The organism is Streptomyces sp. NTD91 (genome assembly GCF_059510455.1).
This window is the reverse complement of record NZ_JCAJZW010000045.1, coordinates 1-24,591: the sequence shown is the minus strand read 5'-3', so window position 1 is coordinate 24,591 and position 24,591 is coordinate 1. Positions and strand designations below refer to the sequence as shown.

General features: G+C 68.4%; 20 protein-coding genes and 4 pseudogenes. 16 read left to right on the top strand and 8 right to left on the bottom strand.

The features are described from left to right. Positions 1-86: 86 nt before the first annotated feature. From AC5WRT_RS32045 to AC5WRT_RS32025, 5 genes and pseudogenes are all read left to right on the top strand, one after another. Positions 87-908 (top strand): SDR family NAD(P)-dependent oxidoreductase, encoded by an 822-nt coding sequence (locus tag AC5WRT_RS32045; RefSeq protein WP_496100854.1) that lies wholly within the window; start codon positions 87-89, stop codon positions 906-908. Beyond that, on the top strand, positions 901-1,902 hold the full coding sequence (locus AC5WRT_RS32040) for a GDP-mannose 4,6-dehydratase (protein ID WP_496098076.1): 1,002 nt from the start codon (positions 901-903) through the stop codon (positions 1,900-1,902). The genes AC5WRT_RS32045 and AC5WRT_RS32040 overlap by 8 nt, the downstream gene beginning before the upstream one ends. Then, positions 1,899-3,140, top strand: coding sequence for a class I SAM-dependent methyltransferase (locus AC5WRT_RS32035; protein ID WP_496100853.1), 1,242 nt, complete (start codon positions 1,899-1,901; stop codon positions 3,138-3,140). Before AC5WRT_RS32040 ends, AC5WRT_RS32035 begins: the two co-directional genes overlap by 4 nt. Continuing rightward, entirely contained in the window at positions 3,137-3,583 is a 447-nt protein-coding gene (locus tag AC5WRT_RS32030; protein WP_496098074.1) for a dTDP-4-dehydrorhamnose 3,5-epimerase family protein, read from the top strand. The genes AC5WRT_RS32035 and AC5WRT_RS32030 overlap by 4 nt, the downstream gene beginning before the upstream one ends. Before the next feature lie 283 nt (positions 3,584-3,866). Continuing rightward, a pseudogene (locus AC5WRT_RS32025) lies at positions 3,867-4,195 on the top strand (DUF3140 domain-containing protein); the annotation flags it as partial. Between the two features lie 709 nt (positions 4,196-4,904). On the opposite strand, the gene AC5WRT_RS32020 reads toward AC5WRT_RS32025, so the two are convergent. The 3 genes from AC5WRT_RS32020 to AC5WRT_RS32010 form a co-directional block, all read right to left on the bottom strand. Beyond that, complete coding sequence (locus AC5WRT_RS32020) at positions 4,905-6,188, bottom strand: MFS transporter (RefSeq protein WP_496100852.1); 1,284 nt, start codon at positions 6,186-6,188, stop codon at positions 4,905-4,907. Positions 6,189-6,211: 23 nt separating this feature from the next. Continuing rightward, complete coding sequence (locus AC5WRT_RS32015; protein ID WP_496098072.1) at positions 6,212-7,891, bottom strand: ISKra4 family transposase; 1,680 nt, start codon at positions 7,889-7,891, stop codon at positions 6,212-6,214. A gap of 309 nt (positions 7,892-8,200) precedes the next feature. After that, positions 8,201-8,410, bottom strand: a complete 210-nt coding sequence (locus AC5WRT_RS32010; protein ID WP_496098071.1) for a hypothetical protein — start codon at positions 8,408-8,410, stop codon at positions 8,201-8,203. 219 nt (positions 8,411-8,629) lie between these two features. Here AC5WRT_RS32010 and AC5WRT_RS32005 point away from each other — a divergent pair, with 219 nt between their 5' ends. Further along, positions 8,630-8,743, top strand: coding sequence for a GIY-YIG nuclease family protein (locus tag AC5WRT_RS32005; RefSeq protein WP_496098070.1), 114 nt, complete (start codon positions 8,630-8,632; stop codon positions 8,741-8,743). A gap of 346 nt (positions 8,744-9,089) precedes the next feature. On the opposite strand, the gene AC5WRT_RS32000 is transcribed toward AC5WRT_RS32005, so the two are convergent. After that, entirely contained in the window at positions 9,090-10,040 is a 951-nt protein-coding gene (locus AC5WRT_RS32000) for an NADP-dependent oxidoreductase (protein WP_496098069.1), read from the bottom strand. A 71-nt stretch (positions 10,041-10,111) separates the two neighbouring features. Between AC5WRT_RS32000 and AC5WRT_RS31995 the strand changes: the two genes are divergently transcribed. Further along, complete coding sequence (locus AC5WRT_RS31995) at positions 10,112-11,068, top strand: GlxA family transcriptional regulator (RefSeq protein WP_496098068.1); 957 nt, start codon at positions 10,112-10,114, stop codon at positions 11,066-11,068. A gap of 116 nt (positions 11,069-11,184) precedes the next feature. Beyond that, positions 11,185-11,715, top strand: a pseudogene (locus AC5WRT_RS31990) (FAD-dependent monooxygenase); the annotation flags it as partial. Between the two features lie 533 nt (positions 11,716-12,248). On the opposite strand, the gene AC5WRT_RS31985 reads toward AC5WRT_RS31990, so the two are convergent. Continuing rightward, on the bottom strand, positions 12,249-12,617 hold the full coding sequence (locus AC5WRT_RS31985; RefSeq protein WP_496098067.1) for a hypothetical protein: 369 nt from the start codon (positions 12,615-12,617) through the stop codon (positions 12,249-12,251). A gap of 334 nt (positions 12,618-12,951) precedes the next feature. Beyond that, on the bottom strand, positions 12,952-14,031 hold the full coding sequence (locus AC5WRT_RS31980; protein WP_496100851.1) for a LacI family DNA-binding transcriptional regulator: 1,080 nt from the start codon (positions 14,029-14,031) through the stop codon (positions 12,952-12,954). A 621-nt stretch (positions 14,032-14,652) separates the two neighbouring features. Here AC5WRT_RS31980 and AC5WRT_RS31975 point away from each other — a divergent pair. The 5 genes from AC5WRT_RS31975 to AC5WRT_RS31955 all read left to right on the top strand — a co-directional run bounded on the left by AC5WRT_RS31975 (position 14,653) and on the right by AC5WRT_RS31955 (position 20,564). Continuing rightward, positions 14,653-15,048, top strand: coding sequence for a hypothetical protein (locus AC5WRT_RS31975; protein WP_496100850.1), 396 nt, complete (start codon positions 14,653-14,655; stop codon positions 15,046-15,048). Positions 15,049-15,565: 517 nt separating this feature from the next. Next, positions 15,566-16,822, top strand: a complete 1,257-nt coding sequence (locus tag AC5WRT_RS31970) for an ABC transporter substrate-binding protein (protein WP_496098064.1) — start codon at positions 15,566-15,568, stop codon at positions 16,820-16,822. A gap of 113 nt (positions 16,823-16,935) precedes the next feature. Next, the gene (locus tag AC5WRT_RS31965; protein WP_496098063.1) at positions 16,936-17,937 is read left to right on the top strand and encodes a carbohydrate ABC transporter permease; all 1,002 of its coding nucleotides are present in this window, start codon (positions 16,936-16,938) and stop codon (positions 17,935-17,937) included. 1 nt (position 17,938) lies between these two features. Next, positions 17,939-18,829, top strand: coding sequence for a carbohydrate ABC transporter permease (locus AC5WRT_RS31960; protein WP_496098062.1), 891 nt, complete (start codon positions 17,939-17,941; stop codon positions 18,827-18,829). A gap of 55 nt (positions 18,830-18,884) precedes the next feature. Next, entirely contained in the window at positions 18,885-20,564 is a 1,680-nt protein-coding gene (locus tag AC5WRT_RS31955; RefSeq protein WP_496098061.1) for a glycoside hydrolase family 13 protein, read from the top strand. A 579-nt stretch (positions 20,565-21,143) separates the two neighbouring features. Here AC5WRT_RS31955 and AC5WRT_RS31950 read toward each other — a convergent pair. Continuing rightward, positions 21,144-21,647, bottom strand: coding sequence for an NUDIX hydrolase (locus tag AC5WRT_RS31950; protein WP_496100849.1), 504 nt, complete (start codon positions 21,645-21,647; stop codon positions 21,144-21,146). 163 nt (positions 21,648-21,810) lie between these two features. Here AC5WRT_RS31950 and AC5WRT_RS31945 point away from each other — a divergent pair. Both AC5WRT_RS31945 and AC5WRT_RS31940 read left to right on the top strand, forming a co-directional pair. Continuing rightward, a pseudogene (locus AC5WRT_RS31945) lies at positions 21,811-21,956 on the top strand (IS701 family transposase); the annotation flags it as partial. A gap of 560 nt (positions 21,957-22,516) precedes the next feature. Further along, positions 22,517-23,026, top strand: a complete 510-nt coding sequence (locus tag AC5WRT_RS31940) for a GNAT family N-acetyltransferase (RefSeq protein ID WP_496098059.1) — start codon at positions 22,517-22,519, stop codon at positions 23,024-23,026. 492 nt (positions 23,027-23,518) lie between these two features. On the opposite strand, the gene AC5WRT_RS31935 is transcribed toward AC5WRT_RS31940, so the two are convergent. After that, the gene (locus AC5WRT_RS31935) at positions 23,519-24,037 is read right to left on the bottom strand and encodes an RICIN domain-containing protein (RefSeq protein ID WP_496100848.1); all 519 of its coding nucleotides are present in this window, start codon (positions 24,035-24,037) and stop codon (positions 23,519-23,521) included. A gap of 430 nt (positions 24,038-24,467) precedes the next feature. Here AC5WRT_RS31935 and AC5WRT_RS31930 point away from each other — a divergent pair. Beyond that, positions 24,468-24,591: pseudogene (locus AC5WRT_RS31930) on the top strand (transposase); the annotation flags it as partial.

Sequence of the window (24,591 nt, the reverse complement as noted above, 5' to 3'; positions counted from 1 at the left end):
AGACCGGGGGCCCGGCGGGCCCAGGCGTTCTCCGTCCTGCGCGAAGCCCTCTTGATGCCCCGGCAGACCGTCGCTAACGTGGAGCAATGTTCCTGGATGATCGCGTCGCTGTCATCACTGGTGCAGGACGGGGGATCGGAGCGGCCCTCTGTGAAAGCTTCGCTGCAGCGGGGGCCCGCGCCGTCGTCGCGGTGGATATCGACGCCGCGCGCCTCGACACGGTCGTGTTGACACTGCGGGCAGCGGGCACCGACGCCGTCGCGGTGGCGGCCGATGTGACCAGCGAGGCCCAAGTCCGCGGGGTGGTCGAGCGGACGGAAGCGGCCCACGGCCGGATCGACATCCTGGTGCAGAACGCAGGCCGTTTCGCCTTCGGTGGACCGGAGGCACCGGACAGCGTGTGGCGGCAGTGCCTCGACGTCAACCTGATGGCCCATGTATACGGCGCCCGCGCGGTGCTGCCCGGCATGCTGGCTCGCGGCGAGGGCCACATCGTCAACATGTGCTCCGCCGCCGGTGTCCTCACCGACCCGACCGCGGCTCCCTACACCGTGTCCAAGCATGCCGCGGTCGCCTTCGCCGAGTGGCTGGCCATCGCCTGCCGCGGCACCGGGGTCCGGGTGTCGGCTGTGTGCCCGCAGAGCGTAGCGACCCCCATGCTCGACGCGTTCCTGGCCGGCGCGGGTGCGGCCGCCGAAGGCTTCGTGGGTGAAGTGCTGGAGCCGCGCACGGTCGCGGACCGGGTACTGGCCGGGATGGCGGCGGAGGACTTCCTCATCTATCCGCACTCCACGACGGCAGACGCCGAGGCGGCGCGGGTACGGGACCGCACCGCCTGGATCGCCGGGCAGCCCCATCTGTTTGATCTCGCCGGCAGCCTGGCGTCCGCCGGGGACACGCGTGAGTGACACCACGTCGTGCGCGGACGTCTCCGCCTGGGACGAGCGGCCGGTCTTGGTCACTGGGGCCACTGGGCTGCTGGGCGGGTGGCTCGTCGAAGCACTGGTGGCTCAGGGCGCACGCGTCGTGTGCCTGGTGCGCGACCGGGTGCCCTACAGCCGCTTCCGTACCGAGCGCGTCCGCGACCACGTGCAGGAGGTCCGCGGTGACATCACCGACCTATGTCTACTCGAACGCATCCTGGGGGAATACGAGGTACGCACCGTCTTCCATCTCGCCGCCCAGACCATCGTCCCGGTCGCCGACCGCAACCCCCTGGCGACGTTCGAGACCAACATCAAAGGCACCTGGACGGTGCTCGAAGCCTGCCGGCGCAGCCCACTCGTTTCGGAGACCGTCGTGGCGAGCAGCGACAAGGCGTACGGCACTCAGGCTCTCCTTCCTTACAGCGAAGCGACGCCGCTGCACGGAAGCGCGCCCTACGACGTCAGCAAGTCGTGCGCCGACCTCATCGCGCAGTCCTACGCGCAGACATACGGTCTGCGGGTCTGCGTCACACGGTGCGGGAACTTCTTCGGAGGCGGCGATCTGAACTGGAGCCGTCTGGTGCCCGGCGTGATGCGTGACCTGCTCGCGGGTCGGGCACCCACAGTCCGTTCCGACGGCTCGCTCATCCGCGACTACATCTACGTTGAGGACGGCGCGTCCGCCTACCTCCGGCTCGCAGAGGCCATGATGCAGCGGCCCGACCTAGCCGGACGCGCGTTCAACTTCTCACTCGAGGAGCCCCTGACAGTGCTGCAGATGATGTCCCGCATCACCCGGGCGGTGGGTGTCGACATCCAGCCCGTCGTGCTGGGCGGAGCGACACAGGAGATCCACGCGCAGTACCTCGACTCCTCGGCAGCCAGGAAGGACCTGGGCTGGCGGCCGAAAATAGGCCTGGCCGAGGGGCTGCGGCGTACCGCAGCCTGGTACCGGCGCCATCTGGCGGACCGATGAGCTACAGCCCCGTCCACGCCTGCCGTTCCTGCGGGCACACGCCGCTGCTGCCCGTCCTGGACCTGGGCCGTCAGCCACTGGCCAACGCCTATCGAGCACCGTCGGACCCGACCCCGGAGGCGCGCTACCCCCTGGAGCTGGCCCGCTGCGCACGCTGCGCCCTCGTGCAGCTGGCGGGAACCGTAGCGCCGGCAACGCTGTTCGACACTTATCCGTACTACTCGTCGTACAGCACGACGATGGTCGCGGCCATGGGCGAACTGGCGGCTCGTGCCGTCGCCGAGCATGCATTGGGCACCCACAGCCTGGTCATCGACATCGGAGCCAACGACGGCTACCTGCTCAAGCACTACACCGGTCTCGGGGTGCCGGTGCTCGGAGTCGAACCGGCGCGCAACCTCGCGGCCGCGGCCGCCGAGGCGGGCGTGCCGACCATGACCGAGTACTTCGGCGCCAACGTCGCCCGGCGGATTCGCGCCATGCACGGCCCGGTCAGCGTGGTGCACGCCAACAACGTCATGGCGCACGTTCCGAACATCAACGACTTCACCGCCGGGCTGGCGATACTGCTCGCCGACGGCGGGGTGGCCTACGTTGAGTCACCACACCTCGGTCGGCTCATCGACGGGACCGAATTCGACACGGTCTACCACGAACACGTCTTCTACTACTCGCTGACAGCGTTCGAGGCCCTGCTGCGCCGGCACGGACTCGCGGTGACCGGCGTCGAGCGGCTGCGGGTGCACGGCGGAAGCCTCCGGTACACCATCCGTCGTTGCTCCGACATCCCCCCTCCCGGCCCGGAGGTGACCGGCCTCCTCGCAGAAGAGGCCGAGGCCGGCGTGGGCTCAGCCGCCTACTACGCCGCCTTCGCGGAGCGAGCCGGACGGCTACGACATGCGATACCCGCCCAACTCCGCGCGCTGAAGGCGGACGGCGCGCGCATCGCGGCCTACGGCGCGGCTGCGAAGGGTACCGTCCTGCTCAACTACTGCGGCATAGGCCCTGACCTGGTCGAGGCCGTCATCGACCTGAACCCGCACAAGCAGCATCGGCTGATGCCAGGCGCGGGAATACCCATCACCGACGTCACCTACCTAACCGAACAGCGGCCGAGCCATGTGCTGCTGCTGGCGTGGAACCTGGCCGAAGAGGTCCTGACACAGCAGGCGCCCTACCGCGCGGACGGAGGTCGATTCATCGTCCCTCTTCCAGAATGGCACGTGGTGGAACCGTGATCGAAGGCGTGCGGAAGATCCCGCTGCGGCGTATCCCCGACGAACGAGGCACCGTCCACCACATGCTGCGCGCCGACGACCCGTATTTCATCTCTTTCGGGGAGATTTACTTCACGACCGTCTACCGCGGGGTCGTCAAGGGCTGGCACCGACATCAGGACATGACCCTCAACTACGCGGTGCCGCATGGCAGGATCAAGCTCGTCCTGTACGACGAGCGCGAGGGCTCACAGACGCGGGGCCTCTGCCAGGAGTTCTTCCTCGGCCCTGACGACTACGCATTGGTGCAGATCCCGCCGGGCCTCTGGAACGGCTTCAAGGGGATGTCGGAGACAGCGCTGGTCGCCAACTGCGCCACCCACCCGCACGACCCGTCGCGATCCGAGCGGCTGGACCCGTTCGACAACCACATCCCCTACGACTGGAGGCTCAGGAACCACTAACGAAACTCGAGCGCGGTAAACGGTGTGACACCGAACTCACCACGCCAGGCCCCGACCCCGCCCGCACCGCCCGACCCTCGGAACGTAGCCGCTCTCTACCGGCAGCTGCGTGCAGCGCTCGAGGACGACAAGAACGAACCTGGTGCAGCGGACTTCTACTACGGCGAGTTCGGGATGCGCCGCCACGACCAAACCGACTCGAAGGTTGATCGCGTACACCGTCGCAGAGGACATGACCGCCGGCGGTGCACAAGCAGTCCGCGTTGAAGAAGAATTGAGCGACGTGGACGACGACGGGCGCGAAGACGTCGGGCAGGCGTTCCGTGAACCGGTGAACATGACGCCGGCCGAACTGGAGAAGTGGCTCGCCACCGACCAGTCACGCAACGCCGGGCAGCACGAAGCTGGAGGCGAGTCACCGGGCGCGCTTCCGGCCGCCGGATCGTGAGCATCCTGCGGGCCAAGGAGGGCGACCTCTCCGACGACGACTACCAGCGCATGCGCAAGGTCGTCGGCTACATCCGTCGGCATCCGGCCCAGCGGCCCCAAGGCGACGTACAGGACAACAGGTGGCGGCACTCATTGATGAACTGGGGTCACGATCCACTGGACCGACGGCACCTGCCGGATCGGCATCATGGCCGGTTCGTCGGGCGGTCGGTGGCGTCCGCCGTGCCGGGTGCGGAGGGTCGGCGACGGCCGGCACGGGTCCCCTGCCGGACCGGCTGCACACCGTCCAGCCTGAGGCGCGGCCGGGGCGCACACCCGGCGCGGCCTCCGATCCGTCGCGCGCACAGGGGGATTCACAGCACCCGAAGGAGTCTGTCATGAACGCCCCTGCGTAGCCCGGCGCGCTCCAGCGCCGCTCAGCCGGACAGGGGGCCGGCCTGAAGTTGCTCGGCATCTATCTCAACGACCACCTTGCCGGCGCCACCGCAGGCGCCGAACGCGCCGTCCGTCTGGTGCGCGCCTCGCGGGGTTCTGCGCTCGGCCGCGCCCTCGGGCCCGTTGCGGCAGAGGCTCCTCCTCGCCCACGCCACCTCTTCGAACAGCGCTGCACCGCGAGCCGGAGACCGACGCCGTCGCGGTTGCAGCCCGCCAGTAACTCGACGGCGGCACGCGACTGGACCACGGCCGCGCCTTGGCGACTGGCGGGCGAGCACGCACACGGCCTCGTGGTCCACCTCAGCATTGGGGGTACGGGGAGCCAGGATCATCCGATCCCCGGGGTTCGACGCAGCTCGGAGGGTGAGGGCCTGTAGAAGGCCCACCGCTCGGTCGCCGTAGGAGTGTGAACCCTCCTTGCCGACGATCGGTCTCCTCAGCTGTTCATCTCGTGGGCGCTCTGCTGCGTATCCGAGCGCGCTGGTGCGTCCGAGTGGGTGATCGGGACCAGGCCGGCGATGGTTACTGCCGCGACGACCAGAAGGCCGAGGGCAGTCGGTAGACCGACGAGCGTCGCCAGGCCGCCGACAATGGGGGAGACCAGCAGCCACCCGAGATTTCCGGCGCAGGCGACCTGGCCCATGATCAGGGCCGAGTTGGATAGCCCGCCTGCGGCCGTGAACGCGCCAGGAAAGACCGCACTAATCCCGGCGCCAGCGACGACGAGCGCCGCCAGTGTGATGCCGGGCCGTCCGAGTAGCAGCGCCACGGTCAGTGCGGCAGCGCAGCACAGAGTGCCTGCCCGGATTAGGCGGGCCCAGCCGATGCGATCGGCCATCCAGTCGTTGAACACTCGGGCGAGAACCGACCCGGCCGAGAAGGCCGCGTATCCGGCTGCGGCCGTAGTGGCGCCCGCCCCCACGTGCCTCAGGTAGACGCCGCTCCAGGAGGCCGGGGCATCCTCCACCAATGCGGCCAGGAAGGTCATCAGCGCGAGAAGCAACACGATCGCCCGCCTGTCTGGCCCATGCCCGGTCGCGACTCGTCTGCCTGTCTCGGGCGACTGCCCGTCCGTCTGTGCCCCGGCCTGGGATGTCCCAGGCCGGGCGGGATCCGCTTCGGCTTCTGCCCCTGTTTTGCTGGTTCGTCTGGCCTGTTGCGTCCGGCCGGTCACCTGCCCCTGCTGCGTGTGCTCCCCGTCCGACCCGAGCCCACAGGCCGCCACCGCCGACACGACGGCGAGAGCGGCGGCCGTGATCATGAACTGGGTGCTTAGCGCCAGACCGACGGCTGCCGTGGCCACCCCGGCCAGCCCGCCGGCGACGGCACCGACGCTACGGACGGCGTGCATCGCGTTGAGTACCGCCCGTCCATACCGCCGCTGCACCACGACCGCTTGAGCGTTCATCGCCATCGACGTGCAGCCATCGGCTGCTCCGAGCAGCACCAGCAGGCCCATCAGGGTCCACGCCGAGTGCGCTGTCGGGATGAGGCCCAGCGGCACACTCAAAGCCACAGGTGCAGCCGCACTTACCGCGCGGCTGCCGAGGCGACGCACCAGCAGCCCGCCCGCCTGGCTGCCCGCCAGCGCGCCGACCCCCGGCCCGGCCAGTACGAGTCCCAGAAGTCCGTCGGACAGCCGGCGTTCGGTCTGCAGGGCGGAAACTCTGGCGGCCCAGGAGGCAAAGACTGCACCATGGACGAAGAAGATCGCTGTCACTGCCACCCTTGCCCGGCGGGCAGCTACTGGCAATTGGACGTCATCGCGCACTGCGCCATCCCGGTTCCGCCGGAATGCTGACGATGCCAGCCGCCTGGGGACGGTGGGTTGGAGTTGCGCTCATAGGGCGTTCCTTCGCGTCCAGTTGCTGGGCGTCGTGGGTGGCAGAGAAGCCAGACTTGTCGCGTGGTTTTCCCGCATGCGCCTTTTCTCCCGGGCTTGGGGTACCAGTTTCGAAGACGCCGTATACGGTCGCGGCTGAACTGGCAAGGTACTGGCCTGGGCCGGGCGCGATCGCCGCCGACGTTCCCCGTAGGGTGCGGCTCTGTTTGAGGGACGGTGATCACGCTGCGAGTGTCGCGGTAGCGGATGGCGTGAACCCGCAGGTGCTCGCGCTGCGCGTGATACTTCCAGTACTCCTCGAAGTCGCGGTTGCTGATCACCGTGCGGAGCCTGAGGACGGCCTCGGCTCCGGCGAGGCCCCAGCGGGCACCGGTGATGTCCATCCGGTCCTTCACCAGGTGCCGGCACGCCCCCTCGATCACGCCTGTCGCTATCGGCCAGCCCTCCGCCAGCGCGATGTCATAGCCGAGGTAGGGGAGTTTGGCCCGGAGGTAGCCGACCGCCTTGTCCACCCCCAAGCGCCGCTGGCCGTCCAGTTCCGCCGCGGCCGCGTGCGCTTCGAGGGCGTCGGCGACCTGCTCGGCCCGGCCCTTAAGGATCTCCAGCGCGATCTCGCCGACCCAGCTCTCGGCGGCGGGGTCGGTCTTGGCGAAGAAGCACCAGGCCGCGCCCCACACATACTCCAGCACGTGAACGAAGTCGATCAGCAGGCGTACCTCCAGCCCGCGCGCGTCGCACTGATCATGGATTAGGTCCAGCTGGTGGCGGGCGCCGTCGACCAACATCACCCAGTCCCGCATCCGGTCTGGGTCGCGGCGCTCGGCATCGTCGAACACTGTGCCGATGACCTGCGCGGCGTCGCGTTCGACGGAGGCGGTCAGCCACTTCGCCTGTGCCCTGGGACGTTCGGTGCGTTCGGTGCCGCCGGGATCGCCCGGCCTGATCACATCGCCGGGTCGGCGCGGCGCCGGTGCGAGGTCGTAGACCGCGCCGACGGTCGCCATCCGTTTGCGCCCGTTCTTCTCCCCGCCGGCCAGGCGGGTGGCGAACGGCCCGCCCCCGGATGCAGCCTTCTTCGCGGCGGCCCGCCTGGTCTCCTCGCGCAGCGCCTCGGGGCGCATGACGATCCTTTTGCCGTCCGCCGAGAGCACCAGCAGCATCTCCTCGTCTCCGTCTCTGTCTCTGTCTCCGGCGGCGGAGACGGAGACGTGGGCGTGGGCGTGGGCGCTGCGCACGTATGCGTAGAAGTCGTCGACGTCCGCCGCGGCGCGCTGCACCAGCTGCTCGACCTGCCGCGTGCCCATGTTTGTGCCGGTGGCGCGTTCGATCGCGGTGGCCGCTGCCTCGAACGAGCCGCGCGCCGCCTCGATCGCGGCGAGCTCTTTGAGCTCGTGCGAGTGCCGCCCGACCGGCAGGTCCAGTTCGGCGTCGGCCGGGTGCGGATTCGAAGCCCCCTTCGCGCGGTAGGCGATTCGCTCCACCTCCACGGTGCCGAACCGCGTGGACAGCAGCCGCTTGTGACCCACCTCGGCGGCGCGCCGCACCACCTGGGCCGGGTCCGATCCGTCGCAGAGAAGCACGAACGGCGCGACCCGGCCACGCGGAACCCGGAAGTGCGCTCCCTCGCCCGACCCGGTGACCAGCCATCACGCGCCTGCGGCAGGTGGGCAGGAGAGCTATAAACGATCAAGCCCCGCAGGTGCGCGAACACCCCGGGGCGGCCGACCCGAACCGTTGAGAGAGCAGGTCGACGTGCACGACTCTACCGCCGCCGATCACTGGCGCCAGGTCGCCGACGCCCACACCAGTGGAGCCTGGCGAGAGCTGGGCTACGAGACGTGGGCCGCCTACCTGGCCGCCCACTGGGAGATTGGCGAGCTGACCACCGATCAGCAGCGCGCCGTTACGCAGCTCCTGTACGACGCGGGCATGTCGATGATCGCTATCGGCTCGACCCTCGGCGTGAACAGGCGGCTGCTGTCGCAGTACATCCAGGGCCGCTCCCGCCGCGGCACGCCGCCCGCCCCCGAGCTGCCGGACGAAGAGGTGACGACGATGGCCCGGGCCCTGTACGCGGACGGCACGACCATGATCGACATTGCGGCGACGCTCCAGGTGAACCGGCAACGGCTGCCCGCCCTCATCCCGACGCGGGGCCGTCGAGGCACGCCCTACAGCGTGGGCGTGTACGTCATCGGCTCCCCGGAGTTCCGCCCGGTGAAGATCGGCAGGGCAGCCCGGCGGACCGGCTGGCCGAGCTCCAGACCGACAACCCCTTCCCGCTGGCGATCCTGTGGACCGGCCCGGGCGACCTGGCCGTGGAACAGGCCCTGCACGCCCGGTTCGAGGCGTATCGGGTGCGCGGCGAGTGGTTCGAGTTCCCGGCGGGCCAGGACCCGGTGGCACTCGTCGCCCGGCCGTCGGCGAGCTGAGCGCCGCCGCGTAAGGCTCCGGAACTGTGCGCCAGGCCGTGCGCCAGGTGCGCCAGAAATGGCGCCCTGGTCCGGTCTGGCTCGGTTCCATGGGGGGCTGGGACGGTCTGGTCCAGGGTGTTTAGGCAGGTCAACGTCTTGACCTGCGGTTCTTCGGTCACCTCTACCGGTTCAAGCCCGGTTCCGGGCACCTTCGTGGAGACGGCGCCTGACCTGCTGAAGAGGCCGGCTGGCGCCGTCACTCGTCGTGCCGCGGGACATGAAGGACACAGCACCACGAAAGAACGAGGCCGACCGGGTCGCCACCACGTGAAGTGGCGACCCAGACTCACCTTCTGAGCCCTGGTCAGTCGACCAGCAGCACCAGCTTGCCCGTCGTCCGGCCGGTGTCGCCCAGATCGTGCGCCTTGGCGGCATCGGCCAGCGGGAAGGTCCCCGCGATCGTCGCCTTCAGCTTCCCCGACTCCACCAGCTCCGCGACCGCCTCCATCCCGGCCCGGTCGGCTTCCACCAGCATCCGCACCGCCCGCACGCCCAGCCGCTCGGCCTCCTCGTAGAACTCCGGCGGGCCGACCGGCAGGACCGACACCACGATCCCGCCGGGCCGCAGCACCCGCAGCGACCGCACCGACGTCTCACCGCCGAGCGTGTCCAGGACGACGTCGACGTCCCGGACGGCCTCCGTCACGTCGGTGGACCGGTAGTCGATCGGCTCGTCCACGCCGATCTCCCGCAGGAAGTCGTGCTTGCCCGCGCTCGCCGTACCGATCACGTACGCGCCGCGCGCCTTGGCGATCTGCACGGCGACGTGCCCCAACCCGCCGGCCGCCGCATGGACCAGCACCCGCTGCCCGGGCCGCACATCGGCGTACTCCGTCAGCGCCTGCCACGCGGTCAGCGACACCAGCGGCAGCGCGCCCGCCTGGACGTGGTCGATCGAGGCCGGCTTGTGCGTCAGGGCGCGCGCCGGGACGGTGACGTACTCGGCGTGCGAGCCGTGGCCGAACGGGTAGGGCAGCATGCCGAAGACCTCGTCGCCGGGCTTGAAGGCGGCCACGCCGATCCCGGTCTCGGCGACCTCGCCGGAGAGGTCCCAGCCCAGGACGAACGGCGGCTCGCCCAGGAAACCGCCGGTGGCCCGGTGCTTCCAGTCGGTGGGGTTGACCCCGGCGGCCCGCACCCGGACCAGCACCTCGTTCGGGCGCGGCGCGGGCCGCCCGACCCGCACTTCCCTCAGGACCTCGGCACCGCCGAGGACGTCCTGGCTGACGGCTCGCATCGTGTTCGCATCGTTCATGGTCACCCAGCCTGCCAAGGTGCGCCCGGCCCGGAAACGGCATGATTGCCAACATTCGATAGGATCGTGCCATGAGTGGCAAGCGGGAACCGGAGCGCGTGGCCGTCCTGGCGCTCGACGGCGTCTACCCCTTCGAGCTGGGCATCCCCAGCCGCATCCTCGGCGCCGCCGACGGCCGCTACGAGGTGCTGACCTGCACCGTCGACGGCCGGCCGGTGCGCACCAACGCCGACTTCACGATCGGCGTCGCGCACGGCCCGGAGATCCTCGACACGGCGGACACGGTGGTGGTCACCTCCATGCCGCCCGACTACATCCCGCCGCGGCTGCCCGACGAGGTCACGGCCGCCCTCGCCCGCATCCGCCCCGACGCGCGCATCGTCTCCATCTGCACCGCCGCCTTCATCCTCGCCGAGGCCGGGCTCCTCGACGGCCGCAAGGCCACCACTCACTGGCAGGCGGCCGACGAGTTCCGGTGCCGGTACCCGAAGGTCGAGCTCGACCCGGACGTCCTGTTCGTCGACGACGGCCGTATCCTCACCTCGGCCGGAGCCGCCTCCGGCGTCGACCTCTGCCTGCACATCGTCCGCACCGACCACGGCAGCGACCTGGCGAACACCGTCGCCCGCCGCTGTGTTGTGCCTCCGTTCCGCGACGGAGGCCAGGCGCAGTACATCGAGCAGCCGGTGCCCGTCAGCGGCGCCGCGAGCACCGCCGCCACCCGCGCCTGGGCCCTGGAGCGCCTCGATGAGCCCCTCACCCTCTCCGACCTCGCCGGGCATGCCCGGATGAGCCTGCGCACCTTCGCCCGCCGGTTCAACGACGAGGTGGGCCTCAGCCCCGGCCGCTGGCTGATCCAGCAGCGCCTCGCCCGCGCCCGGCACCTGCTGGAGTCCAGCGACCTGCCGGTGGACCGGATCGCCGCCGAGGTCGGCTTCGCGACCGGCGCCTCCCTGCGGCAGCACCTGCAGGCGGCGATCGGGGTGTCCCCGCAGGCGTACCGGCGGACCTTTCAGAAGGCCCGCTGACCTTGTTCACGTACAGTGCGATCGCGGGGCCGCCCGGTCTTCACAAGGTCAGCACCGGCTACCATGACATTCGCCGCACAACACCGCGAACCGGTGTCCACCTTCGGAGGTGACCCTCCGTGATGGTGTACGCGCAGACCGAGGTGTGCAAGGACCTCATCGCCCTGCAGCTGAAGGAGGGCGGTCCGCTGCTGTTCGAGGCGGAGGCGCTTGCGGTCGAGGGCGCGGAGAGCGAACGGCCGCGCGTGCGTTTCCGCTGCGAGGGGGACGAGGGCGTACTGGAGTGCGACTACGTGGTCGGATGCGACGGCTTCTAGGGCGTGGCCCGCAAGGCGGTGCCGGCCTCCCTCTCCCGTGAGTTCGAGCGGACGTACCCGTGCGGGTGGCTCGGCGTCCTCGCCGACGTACCGCCGTCGCACGACGAGCTGGTCTACGCCCGGCACGACCGCGGATTCGCCCTGCTGTCCATGCGGTCGCCGTCCGTGTCCCGCCTCTACCTCCGGGTGCCGGACGGCACCGACGCCGGGGCATGGGACGACGACGAGATCTGGGCGGAGCTGGAGCGGCGGTTCGAGACCGCCGACGGATGGCGGCTGCGGCGCGGGCCCATCACTCAGAAGTCGGTGACGCCGATGCGGTCCTTCGTATGTGCCGGCGGCGCGTTCGATCGCGGTGGCCGCTGCCTCGAACGAGCCGCGCGCCGCCTCGATCGCGGCGAGCTCTTTGAGCTCGTGCGAGTGCCGCCCGACCGGCAGGTCCAGTTCGGCATCGGCCGGGTGCAGATTCGAAGCCCCCTTCGCGCGGTAGGCGATTCGCTCCACCTCCACGGTGCCGAACCGCGTGGACAGCAGCCGCTTGTGACCCGCCTCGGCGGCGCGCCGCACCACCTGGTCGGACCCGGCGACCTCCGGCAGGCGCTCCTCGCGCTGCGCATGCTGGGCGAACCACTCCTGCAGCATCAGGCGGTGCACCTCGCGGCCGCGCGCGGCGATGGATTCCTCCGCCTCGGAGTGAGAGACGCCCTGGTGGTCGAACAGATCGGTGAGCAGTTGCTCGAAGGCGGCGCGGGCGGCGGGAAACACCTCGCCGATCCCGGGCGGGCCGTAGTCTGGCAGCGGGCTCTTCCCTTGCGTCGTATCAGGCTTGTCACCAGGCACGACGCGGGGAAGAGCCCGCCTGATCAGGTCCGATCGGGTGCGCGAACGCCATCGGCCAGCACGAACAGGCCCTTGGACGGCTCGGCCGGCCACTCACCTCGCACCATGCGCTTCAGCCGCATCCGCAGCGTCTCGACGTGCCGGTGGTCGACGGCCTCCTCGGTCACCTCGCAGATTTCCTTCGCCCGCAGCGGCGTATTCGCGCTGGCCAGCAGGGCCAGCACCGGCCAGTCGCCCTCGGCGGGCACCTCACCGGTCGCGACGCGCACGACCGGCGGCAGACAGCCAGGCAGATCGTCCGGATCCGCATCCCGTGAAGACACCTGCTCGAACTCCGGTTCGTAGGCGTCGCGTTCGGCGAACACGCGGGCCAGGGTCGTCTGGGTGACCACCAGATCGGACAGCTCTTCCTCGGCGGCAGCTGTTCGCTTAGGTTCCCGTCGGATCGGGCACGACTGAGACACGTCTTCACGGCGTCCAGTGCTTGGTTCACACCTGGCTGCTCTGTGCGGGCCCTGCAAAGGCGCACAGTGGGTTCGGCGAGCGGTCTGGAGAAACGGAACAGATCCGGAACGACCCACCCGCCTCAACCTACGGAACGCGACGGCCTCAGCGGCATTATTTGCGGATACCTACATGCCGCCTGACCTGCGTGGACGAGGTTTCCGGCAAGGGCACGGCGGCGACGGAGAGCGTTGGCCGGTAGGTGCCAGGGCAGCCCACCCGCTACGTGGTGCGCGGCGCCGGACTGGCGCTGGAGGAGCGGACGACCAGGGTCGGCGTCAGCAGCCTGCGGCCGGAGTCGCGGGCGGTGCCCTGGGCGCCTGCCGTGGCCGGAGTGCTGTCGAGCAGGGCGGTCACGATCTGCTGCCCGATCTCCGCCATGGGCTGGCGTATGCTGCTGAGGTCCAGTGCGGCGGCGGTGGGGGAGTCGTCGAAGCCGACGACGGCGAGATCCCGGCCCACCTCCAACCCCCACCGCTGGGCCGCTCGCACGACTCCGACGGCGAGGGTGTCGGAGGCGGCGACGATCGCGGTCGGCGGGTCGGACCGCTCCAGCAGCGCGAAGCCCATATGCATGCCGGCGGGAACAGTGTCCTCCCCGCACAGAGCCTGTGCGTGGCAGCTTGAAGGCAGCCCTTGCCGGTCGATGGCGGCATGCCAGCCGCGTGCCCGCTGGTCGCCCACGTTCCCCTCGGGCTTCAGGCCCACATACCCGATGCGTTGGTGGCCTCGGTGGACCAGGTGGTTGACCGCGGCGGCGATGCCGGAAGAGTTGTCGACATCGACCCACGCGTATTCCTCGCTGGCCTGCGCCGTCCGCCCGAAGGCGACGAAGGGGACGCCCAGGTCGAGCAGGGCCCGCGGTCGCGGGTCCCGGGCATCGATGCCGTAGAGCACGAAGGCCTCTACTCCTGCGCTCCGGTGCAGGCGTCGGCATGCCTCGATCTCAGCGGCGTCGTCGTCGGCCGGGAACAGCAGCAAGTGACGGTCCGCGGCGCGGCTGGCTTCGGCCAGGGAATGAAGCAGACGGTCGTGGAACGGGTCCAGTGCGTCGGCCGTCGGTGGCTCGATCCGGTAGCCGATCATCCGCGAGGTGTTGGCCCGCAAGGCCTGCGCCAGTCGGTTGGGCTGGTAGCCGAGTCGGGCGATGAACAGCTCCACACGGTCGCGGGTTTCGGGGCGAACCCGCTCTGGCGCGTTGATGACGTTGGAGACGGTCTGCCGGGACACACCGGCCGCCGTGGCGACGTCCTCAAGTGTTGGGGCCGGGTTTTTCGTTGGTGGCCGGGCCTGCTCTGCCACGCTTCCTGCTCTCCTCTCGTGCGTGGTGCCATCCCCGTCGACAGCGAGCCTAATGAGCTCGGCATCGATCGGGTAACGTGCGTGTTGCACGTTCAAATGTAGTGAACGGCAAATGTACCGACAGGACGCGCCGTCGCCCGGCAGCACAAACCGTCGATGGAGGACCGGTGAGGCACCACTCCCGCACTCCTACCCTCGGACTGCATGAGCTGGTCACAGTCGTGCGGGCACCGTCGGTGTGCCTGAGCGGAGGCGACGGCCAGATTTACGCCGGTGGGGGAGGGGTTCTACGACAGTGATCGCAGGATCCTGTCGCACCTTCAGGCTGAGGTGGCCGACGCCACGGTAACTCCGGGGGACAGGTCGCGCGGTGGTGGCGGCGGCCTTCAGCTACCAGGCGCGGCCTTATGGCGATGCCTCCTCGGACGCCCTGGTGAGCCTGCACCGTCATCGCACGGTGGGGCCGGGCAGGCTCACGGAACGGCTGGAGTTCGTGAACCGCGGCACCGCACCGGTCAGCGGTGGCTGCTGGTGCGCTGCGGCAGCGATTCGGCTTCGATGGGCCGGGTTCGCGCCGGCGCGGACTGTGTCCCGGTCGCCGCGGAGGTGGACGGTTCACGGGTGCGCTGGTCGGATGACGGCCAGGAGGTCGGGCTGGCAGCGAACCGCGAACCGGAGGAGACCTGGTGCGGCGACGGTGACGCAGTCGTGGCGTTCCGTGTGGAAGCGGGCCCCGTCCTCGGACTGGCTGCCGAGGGACACCACTCGGTGGCCCGCTCCCTCGCCCAGGGCGTCGTGGCCGCGGCGGAGTACTTCGAGTACCGCCTGCCGGAGCTCTACGGCGCCACAGGCGGCGTTGGAGGGCACCTGCTCGCCCACCCCACGGCCTGTCGTCCGCAGGCATGGGCGGCTGCCGGTGCGGTGGCCATCGTCGGCTACCTGGAGGGGCGCCCTACAGGGCGTATCCCCGTCGCGCAGCCCCGGCCGGGGGGGACGGCTTCGCGCAGCACCCGGTGACCTGACGAGCCGACAACCTCCCTCCTGCGGTGACTTGGGTGTCGGGGCGGCCAACTGAGCACAGGGCCCGCTCGGCCGGAGGCCGTCCCGCGCCCGCTGTCGCCAGGGCCGCGGCCGCACCGTCAGAGAACGGGGCGGCCCCTGCCCCAGCTCCGCGTCGTCGGCATCTGCCGCGAACTGCAAGCTCCCCTGGTGCCGTCCTCCGAGCGGCTGGAAGGCGTGTATCCGCGACGAAGTTCCCCCGGCGGTTCTTCCTTGTTTCAAGGGGTTGACGCGGCGGAGTCCGGCCACGAAACTTCCTGGCACTATTTGAACGCTCCAAGAGGGCGAGCAGGTCCATCCGGGGCATGGGTGAGTCACATCAGGTCCGGTTTCCCATGGTGCTGAGCTGCGGAGTGCCATGACGCCCGGGCCGGAAGTGGCGAGCCGACTCGTCGCTCAAGGCTGCTCGCAGTGCTCCCTTGTCCTACAGAGGAAACAGGAGAACCAGGTGGAGAACAGAGCAAGGCGGCCACTTGTGGCAGCCGCAGGCGCCCTTGCGCTCACGTTGGCGCTGGCGGCATGCGGTTCGTCGGGTGGCAGTGGGGGCACCGCATCGAAAAACGAGTCGGGCCGCGGCCCGATCACCTATGTACAGGGCAAGGACAACACCGGCGACGTCAAGAACATCATAGCGAAGTGGAACGCCCTGCATCCGGACCAGAAGGTCACTCTCAAGGAGCAGAGCGACCAGGCCGACCAGCAGCACGATGACCTGGTCCAGCATTTCAAGGCCCAAGACCCCGGCTACGACGTGGTGTCGGTCGACGTCGTCTGGACACCGGAGTTCGCCGCGCAGGGCTGGCTGCAGCCGCTGACTGACAAATTCGCCCTCAACACCGCACCGCTGCTGAAGGTGGCCGTGGACGCCGCGACCTACCAGGGGAAGCTGTACGCGGCACCGATTACTTCCGACGGCGGGATGCTGTACTACCGCAAGGACCTCGTCCCCAAGCCGCCGTCCACCTGGAGCGAGCTACTCGCCGACTGCAAGATCGCCCAGACCCATCACATGGGCTGCTACGCGGGCCAGTTCGCCAAGTACGAGGGGCTGACCGTCAACGCCTCCGAGGCGATCAATGCCGCCGGCGGTGAGATTGTCAAGTCCGACGGCAAGACCGCCGACGTGGACACACCGCAGGCCGCCAAGGGCCTGTCGTTCCTTGCGGACGCCTACAAGAACGGTGACATCCCCAGAGAGGCCATCACCTACCAGGAGGAGCAGGGGCGCCAGGCGTTCGAAGCCGGAAAGCTGCTGTTCCTGCGCAACTGGTCCTACGTCTACAACCTCGCCAGCAACGATGGAAGCTCGGTGGTCAAGGGCAAGTTCGCGGTGGCCCCCGAGCCCGGGCCGAACGGCATCGGTGCGAGCACCCTGGGCGGGCACTCCCTGGGCATGAGCGTCTACTCCAAGCACAAAGCCACCGCGCTGGACTTCCTGAAGTTCTACGAAAGCAACGACATCCAGAACGAGTTGCTGATCAAGGAATCCAACGCCCCGGTCCTCAAGAGCCTGTACACGGACCCGACCCTGTTGGCCAACCCGAAGCTCGGTTACCTCAAGACGCTGGGAGAGAGCCTCGCGAGCGCCAAGAGCCGCCCGGTCACGCCGTTCTACCCCGGTGTCACCGCGGCCATCGAGGAGAACGCCTACGCCGCGATCAAGGGCAGCAAATCGGTCTCCCAGGCTCTGAAGGATATGCAGGCAGCGATCAACTCCGCCACGAGCGGCTGACGTCACGAGCCGTGGACCGGGCCGGCAAAGAGTGACGGCCCGGTCCACCGCCGACACGACTCTGCACCTCCCGCACGCATCCGCCCCGGCGCGGCCTCACGACAGGGACACAGATGACCGTTACCACCGACAGACCGGCAACGGAGCCGGCCGGGTCGAAACGGCTGCGTACGCGCCGGCAACGCCACACAACGGGTGAGGGCCGTGCCGCACTGCTGCTGATCAGCCCCACTTTGCTGTTGCTCGCCCTGGTCATCGGCTACCCGGTGGTGGCCGCTCTGATCACCTCGTTCCGGCAGGACCAGTCACTGCAGAATGGGTTCTTCACCCGGGGCGGCGGGTTCGCGGGCTTCGGGAACTACACCCACTGGCTGCTCCAGCGCTGCGGAGTCGCCGCTTGTGCGCCCGGCACCCTGGGCAGCGAGTTCTGGGACGCGGTGACCGTCACCGTGCTCTTCACCATCATCACCGTCGTGGTCGAGATGTTCCTGGGCACGCTGATGGCGCTGGTGATGCACCGCGACTTCAAGGGCCGCTCGCTGCTGCGGGCCAGCGTGCTGGTGCCCTGGGCGATCCCCACCGCGGTGACGGCGAAGCTGTGGTACTTCATGTTCGCCTACAACGGCATCGTCAACAGCGTCCTCGGCACGCACATCCTGTGGACCGACGGGCAGTGGGCGTCACGGTTCGCCGTGATCATCGGGGACGTCTGGAAGACGACCCCGTTCGTCGCCCTGCTCGTCCTGGCCGGACTGCAGATCATCCCCACCGAGTTGTACGAAGCGGCCAGGGTCGATGGCGCGAGTGCCTGGCAGCGCTTCCGATACGTCACCGTGCCGATGGTGCGCCCGGCGCTGCTGGTCGCGACCCTGTTCCGCGTCCTGGACGTGCTGCGCATCTACGATCTGCCCGCCATCCTCACCCACGGCGGTGGCGGCACCGGGCACTCCACCACGACCCTGTCCATCCTGGTCATCGACCAGCTCGAGCAGGGCTACGGGGGCGCGTCCGCCCTGTCCACCATTACCTTCCTGTTCATCTTCGCGGTGGCCTTCCTCATGGTGAAGCTGTTCAACGCGAATGTGATCCGCACCCAGCAGTCGGCGGTGAAGTGACTTGACCAGCACCACGGGAACCACCTGTGCAGCGCCTTCCCTCCGATCGCTGGCGCTCCGCCGGACGGCCGGCCGCCTCGGTCTGTACGCGGGCATAGCAGCGATCATCGTGTGGTGCCTGGGCCCCTTCTACTGGATGGTCGTCACCGCGTTCCGTCAGGTGGGATTCACCTTCGACACCACCCCGTGGCCGACCCATGTCACGCTTGACGACTTCCGCACCGCTTTCGATACCAGCCGCGGCAACCATTTCGGCCAGGCACTCCTCAACAGCACCATCATCGGCGCGGCCACCACGGCGATCGCCATGCTGGTCGGGACCTTCGCGGCGTACGCCGTGGCGCGCCTGCACTTCCGCGGCAAGTTCCTGGTCCTCGGCCTGGTCTTGAGCGCGGCGATGTTTCCCGGAGTCGCCCTCGTCACCCCGCTGTTCCAACTGTTCACCAGCATCCACTGGCTGGGTAGCTACCAAGCCCTCATCATCCCCGACATCTCCTTCGCCCTGCCGCTGACCGTGTGGATCCTGACCAGCTTCTTCGCCGAGATGCCCTGGGAACTGGAACAGGCGGCCCGCATCGACGGCTGCACGCCCGGCCAGGCGTTCCGGCTCGTCATCCTGCCGCTCGCCGCACCGGCCCTGTTCACCACCGCGATCCTGGTCTTCATATCCGCCTGGAACGAATACCTCCTGTCCAGTCTGCTGTCCAACGGCAACGCCGCAGTCGCGCCGGTCACCGTCGCGATCGCCGGCTTCACCGGATCCCAGCCCCACCAGGAGCCCTACACCGCGGTGATGGCCGCGGGGACCGTCGTCACCATCCCCCTGATCATCATGGTGCTGCTCTTCCAACGGCGCATCATCTCCGGCCTGACCGCGGGCGCCGTCAAGTAGCCGGCGTGAGACCTCGGACTGTTCGACGACCGCATTCACAGAAAGGCACACAACCGTGGCCCTGGCTTCGTCCTCCGGCCCCTCCACCGAGCGAGCGTGGTGGCGCGATGCAGTTGTCTACCAGGTCTACCTGCGCTCATTCGCCGACGCCGACGGGGACGGGATCGGCGATCTGGACGGACTTCGCCAGCACCTCGACTACCTCGTCCAACTCGGCGTCGACGGCATCTGGCTCAACCCGTGCTACCCCTCACCGCAGAAGGACCACGGCTACGACGTGGCCGACTACACGGACATCGCTCCGGAGTACGGCGACCTGGCGACGTTCGACGCCCTGACGGCCGACGCGCATGCCCGGGGTCTGAAGGTGCTCATGGACCTGGTGCCCAACCACTGTTCCAGCGAGCATCCGTGGTTCCGCGCGGCGGTGGCTGCGGGCCCCGGCTCGCCGGAACGCGCGCGCTTCATCTTCCGCGACGGCCGTGGCGACGACGGAGCGACGCCGCCGAACAACTGGCTGTCCAACTTCGGCGGGCCGGCCTGGACTCGGATCGTGGAGCCCGACGGCACACGCGGCCAGTGGTACCTGCACCTCTTCGACGCCGCCCAGCCGGACTTCGACTGGACGCACCCGGACGTCATCGGCATGTTCGACGACGTGCTGCGGTTCTGGTTCGAACGCGGCGTCGACGGATTCCGCATCGATGTGGCGGCCGCTCTGCACAAGCACCCTGGGTTGCCGGACTGGTCCGGTGGCCACTACAACGAGTACACGCACAACCGCCCACAGGTCCATGAGGTGTACCGTCGCTGGCGCCGCATCGCCGATTCTTACGCGCCCGATCGAGAACTCACGTTTGTGGGGGAGATCTGGGTCCCCGACGTCGCCGACCTCGCCGCCTACCTGCGCCCGGACGAGCTCCACCAGGCCTTCTACTTCGATCTGCTCAAGCAGCCCTGGAACGCTCAGCTGTTCCGCAGCTCGATCGACCGGGCCCTCACCGGCATTGGGTCCACCGGTGCCACCATCACCTGGACCCTGGCCAACCACGACGTGCACCGTACCGTGACACGCTATGGAATCGTCCGCCCCGACGAGCCGCACGAATCGCTCGATCGCAACCTCGCCCTCATCCGGCCACGAGGCGAGGTGGACACCGTCCTCGGTGAGCGGCGCTCCCGTGCCGCGTTCCTGCTCCTCCTCGCTTTGCCCGGCTCGCAGTACCTCTACCAGGGTGAGGAGCTCGGGCTGCCCGAGGTGCTTGAGCTGCCCGACCAAGCCCGTCAGGACCCGACCTGGTTTCGCTCCGAGGGGCTCGACCCAGGCCGCGACGGATCGCGCGTACCGTTGCCGTGGACCGCGCAGGCGCCGAGCTTCGGCTTCTCACCGACGCAGGTGACCGCCGAACCCTGGCTCCCGCAACCACAGTGGTTCGTCAAGTACGCCGCGTCCGAACAGCTCAAGGACGCCGACTCCACCCTCACCCTGCACCGCAGGGCGCTACGCGTCCACCGGGACTTGTTCTCCGAGGCCAACCAGGCGGTGACGTGGATCGACGTCCCCGGCCGAGACGACGTGCTCGCCTTCCGCCGGGAGAGCGTCACCTGTGTAGTGGTGTTCGGCGACACACCGCTCAGGCCACCTGCCGAATGGGGATCGATCGTGCTCTGCAGCGCCCCCGTCCACGAGGGGCAGCTCGCCGGCAACTCGGCCGCATGGCTGCACAGCTCTTAGGAGGTCGTCTCCTCCCGACATTTCATCCCGGAATCGGTGTTTGATCCCGTGGTGTCGGGACGGGCCAGGAGATGGTGGCTTCGCCGGAGAGGCGGCGGCCCATCAGGTCGGTCATGGCGAGGTGGATCATGGCTTCGGAGCGAGTGGCAAGGGTCTCGACGAAGAGACGAAGAAGAGGACACGTCGGCCCCGGGAGGTCAATGACGGCCTGTGGGAGCGGATCGAGCCGCTGTTGCCGCAGGTGAAACGCAATCCGAGGTCTCGGGCCTGCTGATGCTGCGGCGTGCCAGTGCCCACCGCTGGTGGGTGGGCATCTCGCCGTCGATTTGCGTGGGACCGGTCCTAACAGTCCACGCACACACGCTTTTGCCCGCCTCCGCAGATCCGCTCGCGGGAAGACGTCGGAGACCTGCAGCAGCAACTCCTCCAACTGGGCATCCCACTCAGCTACTTGCGCCATATTCGCCGGACCAGTCGCCCATGACCGGCAGTTGCCCGACGAACCAGATCACCGAACTACAACTGAAGGGTTAGCCAGCTGTAGACCGTGGATCTTCATGTGGTGGCCGCCGTCTGGCGTCACCAGCGGGCGACGAGCTTCTCCGCCTTACCGCGGTTGCGGTACAGCCAGGTGGTCCCCGGCGTGATGGCCCCGGTCAGATAGCCGACGATGGGCTCCCGTTGCGTTGCGCTGTCCAACTCGCCGAGCAGCTTCAGGGCGTCGGGCAGGGGGAAGAAGGCGGCCTGTTCGATGTCGTCGTCCTCCGGCGCGAGGTTTCCCGACCACTCGTCGATCTCGAAGGCAGCGGCCAACGCCGAAGGGTGCTGCTCGGAGTCGATGTGCATGAGGAATGCGGTCCGCACCGGGTCGCCCACCAGCAGCCCGGTCTCCTCCTGCAGCTCGCGCCGGAGAGCTTCGTGCATGAGCTCGACGTCCTCGACCCCGCCACCGGGAAGGGACCAGAGCATCTCCCCGTCGGTGCCGAGGCTCTCTCGGACGAGCAGGATCTCGTTGTCTCTGCGGATGATGCCAATGACCAGTTGCACCCGGGGTTTGGGGGCTTTCGAATCCTCTGCCGTCATGCCGCAGACCGTACGCGATGGCCATGTCGCCGGTAGTCAGGGCTGCTGCGGAGACGGGTGCGGCCACTGTTGATCATCGTTGGTTGTGTGGACAAACGATGAGACGGTGGCCGCGGGCCGCAGCATAGATCCCGCCCGATGGCGGGAGGCGTTCGGGGTGGCCATGGGCCGGATCGCGGCCGGTTCACCCGGTACGAACCCCGCCTGCGACCCGGGCCGTTGGTATTCGGCCTGCTGTCAAACCTGCCGCGCAAGAACTGCTGGACGATCGCGGAGTGGGCCGGGGAAGCCAGCCCGCACGGCATGCAACAGTGTCCCCCTCATGCGCCACCCCAGCGATGCCGACCCCCCGGGGCATCCCTCCTCGCGGCGCCGTCACCACAGGTGAGAGCCTTCGATGGGCGGAATGCCGGAGAGCAAATCTGCCGCATCACCGAGCATAGGATGGGCAGCTTCAGAGCTCTGACCGCAATTCCGTGAAAGCTGAAAGAGGAAGACCCGCACGCAGGATCATTCTGTCCCGGGATGAGCCTGTAGCCGCAGGGTCAGGCCGGTCGTCCCGTAGGTGCTGCAGAACTCGCAATCACAGCTGACCAGACAGTCCGCCTGGCAATGGGCGGTCGGCCAGAAGCGGGATGCGCACGGCCGCGGACCCCCGCCGGTGGGGGAGGCCAAGGCACCTGCTAGAATCCCCGTCAGCACTGAGCCTTCCTGGCCCGGACACAGCGTCCGACGGGGAGGCTTTTTTCATGCCCTGGGGCCGCTCGTCCGGGGTCCAGCGCTGATCACACAGGCGCCTTCCCAAGACCTGGTGCCCCCGGTCTGGGCATGCGGCGCTCGCCAGTCGACCACCTCTGCAAAGGAGTCTCGTGCCAGACGTATCCATTCGCCTCGCAGGCATTGCCGACCGCCCCGTAGTGGAGCGGCTGTGGCTGATGTTCCGACATGACATGTCGGAGTTCAACGGTCTGCTGCCCAACGCGGACGGAACCTTCCGCAACGATCGGCTCCACACGGCCTTCTCTGAGACCGACTGGGCGCCATACCTCCTGACGAGCGGTGGCAGCCCTGCTGGTTTCGCGTTCGTCCGCAGTTTGACCAATCCGACGCGCGTGCTGAACAGCTTTTTCGTGGTGCGCGGCGCACGGCGGACAGGGATCGGGTTGCACGCCGTTCAGGAGATCGTGGCCAGTCACCCGGGTTCGTGGGAAGTCGCGTTTCAGGACGCCAACACGGCCGCGGTGCGCTTCTGGCGTCGCGTCGCCACGCAGATCGCCGGTGACGCATGGACTGAGGAACGCAGACGGGTACCAGGTCGGCCGGACCTGCCTCCTGACGTCTGGATCTCGTTTCGCACCCCTGCGGAGACGCACGACTGAGTATCAAAGCAGGGAAGCCGCCGAGCACACTCGGCGGCACCGCCCACGCCGGCCGGGCAATGCAATGGGGTCACCGAACTGCTTTCGCTACACACCGTCAGCATCGCCCCCAAGGATCACCCGACGTTCGTGCCCTGGAGCGCCGACGCCCCGCCGAAACTTCTGACTGGCCACTGCTGAACGCTTGGCAGAGGTTGGCGGCTGGGTGATGTGCAAAGCGACGTGGATGTCCACAAACTCGGATGCCTGGGCCGGCTCTGGTGTGTTAGCTGCTGAGAATGGAACCGGATCTCGTCACGGACGAGCGACTGCAGGATTTTCTCGACGAGCTCGTTCGAAGGGAACCGCTCTTTCACAGGCCGGAGTTCGGAACGACGAGAGCCGACTTCGAAGCCATGACAGCGCCCGACTTTTGGGAGACGGGCGCTTCGGGGCGCCGCTATAGCCTTGCTTACGTGCTGGACGTCCCGGAGGAGCGCAATTGAATCTCAATTAGGCGCCGGCGATGGCCGTGAAGTCCCAGTACTGGTCCGGCGTCCCCTGGCAGGTCCACTCGATCGCGTCGGCGCCCGAAGAGAGGGATCCGCCAGAAATGGTCAGGCAGTAGTTGTCGGTGATGCTCTGCAGTTCGCGGTAGCCGTCACTGTTGGTGCTCACCCATCTCCACTCCATATTGGAGGAGACATTCGTCGGGCCATTGCATCCACCCGTGTAGATTTGAGAGCCCTTGACTCCGGAGCTCTTAATACACTCGCCGGTAGACTCGTTCTGGATGGAGTAGATGCCACTCCCGAGCCCGTACAGAACCCAGTTCTGTTCTTCGCCACTGCCACAGGTCCACTGAATGACCCTCGTTCCGCCGCCGGCAGCCGCCAGGCAGATGTTCACCGAGGGACTGTCATTCCAGGCGTGGCCGTACGTTGCCGCCTCGGCGACGCCCGCGTTGGTCGCCGAAAGTGCCAGTGCAGAAAAAACTGCCCCGGCAAGTAATGACGCCCGCTTCATGCTCATACCCACCGCTCCCTAGAGGCGACTGGCGCTCTGTTGATCAAGCTCTGGGACCTTAGCACTCGGTCAATCGCAGCCGCCAGGGGGCTTGGGGTCAAGGCGTTCCATCTGTTCGTTTAATTGGCAAATACCCAGAACTGATGCAGCATGATCCGCCATCAATCTATAGGATTTCGGACAATTGGGGTTCGATCTGACTTGGTGCGGAGACATCGTTGCGCACCGTTCACCCCTCGCCAATCGAAGCCCTCAGTCCCGACCCCGATGCGGCGCACCACCATTGAACCGTCGGGTGGGCTCGCCCCGATGCCCGTGCCCGAAGCGTGCCCGAAGGCGCGGACGCCGCCGGGGAATTGCGGGGAAGAGTCGTAGCTGCTGTGATCGTCATATGCCGCAGGGCAGCAGGCCAAATTGCGGGCGCCCGACGGCCTACGTGTCGTTCCCCAAGGACGGCAGGATGTCGGTGTCGGTCGCTCCCCGGTACGGTGGTGCGCTGGGCAAGCAGGCCATCAGTCAGGTCGCGGTCAGCGTGCATGCGGTCTCCGATGCGGCATCGT

What these genes read in the sequence shown, in the direction of transcription:
- AC5WRT_RS32045 (WP_496100854.1), top strand. Translation starts at nt 87, where the DNA reads ATGTTCCTGGATGATCGCGTCGCTGTCATCACTGGTGCAGGACGGGGG.
- AC5WRT_RS32035 (WP_496100853.1), top strand. Translation starts at nt 1,899, where the DNA reads ATGAGCTACAGCCCCGTCCACGCCTGCCGTTCCTGCGGGCACACGCCG.
- AC5WRT_RS32010 (WP_496098071.1), bottom strand. Translation starts at nt 8,410, where the DNA reads ATGTCGATCATGGTCGTGCCGTCCGCGTACAGGGCCCGGGCCATCGTC.
- AC5WRT_RS32000 (WP_496098069.1), bottom strand. Translation starts at nt 10,040, where the DNA reads ATGAACGATGCGAACACGATGCGAGCCGTCAGCCAGGACGTCCTCGGC.
- AC5WRT_RS31995 (WP_496098068.1), top strand. Translation starts at nt 10,112, where the DNA reads ATGAGTGGCAAGCGGGAACCGGAGCGCGTGGCCGTCCTGGCGCTCGAC.
- AC5WRT_RS31965 (WP_496098063.1), top strand. Translation starts at nt 16,936, where the DNA reads ATGACCGTTACCACCGACAGACCGGCAACGGAGCCGGCCGGGTCGAAA.
- AC5WRT_RS31950 (WP_496100849.1), bottom strand. Translation starts at nt 21,647, where the DNA reads ATGACGGCAGAGGATTCGAAAGCCCCCAAACCCCGGGTGCAACTGGTC.
- AC5WRT_RS31935 (WP_496100848.1), bottom strand. Translation starts at nt 24,037, where the DNA reads ATGAGCATGAAGCGGGCGTCATTACTTGCCGGGGCAGTTTTTTCTGCA.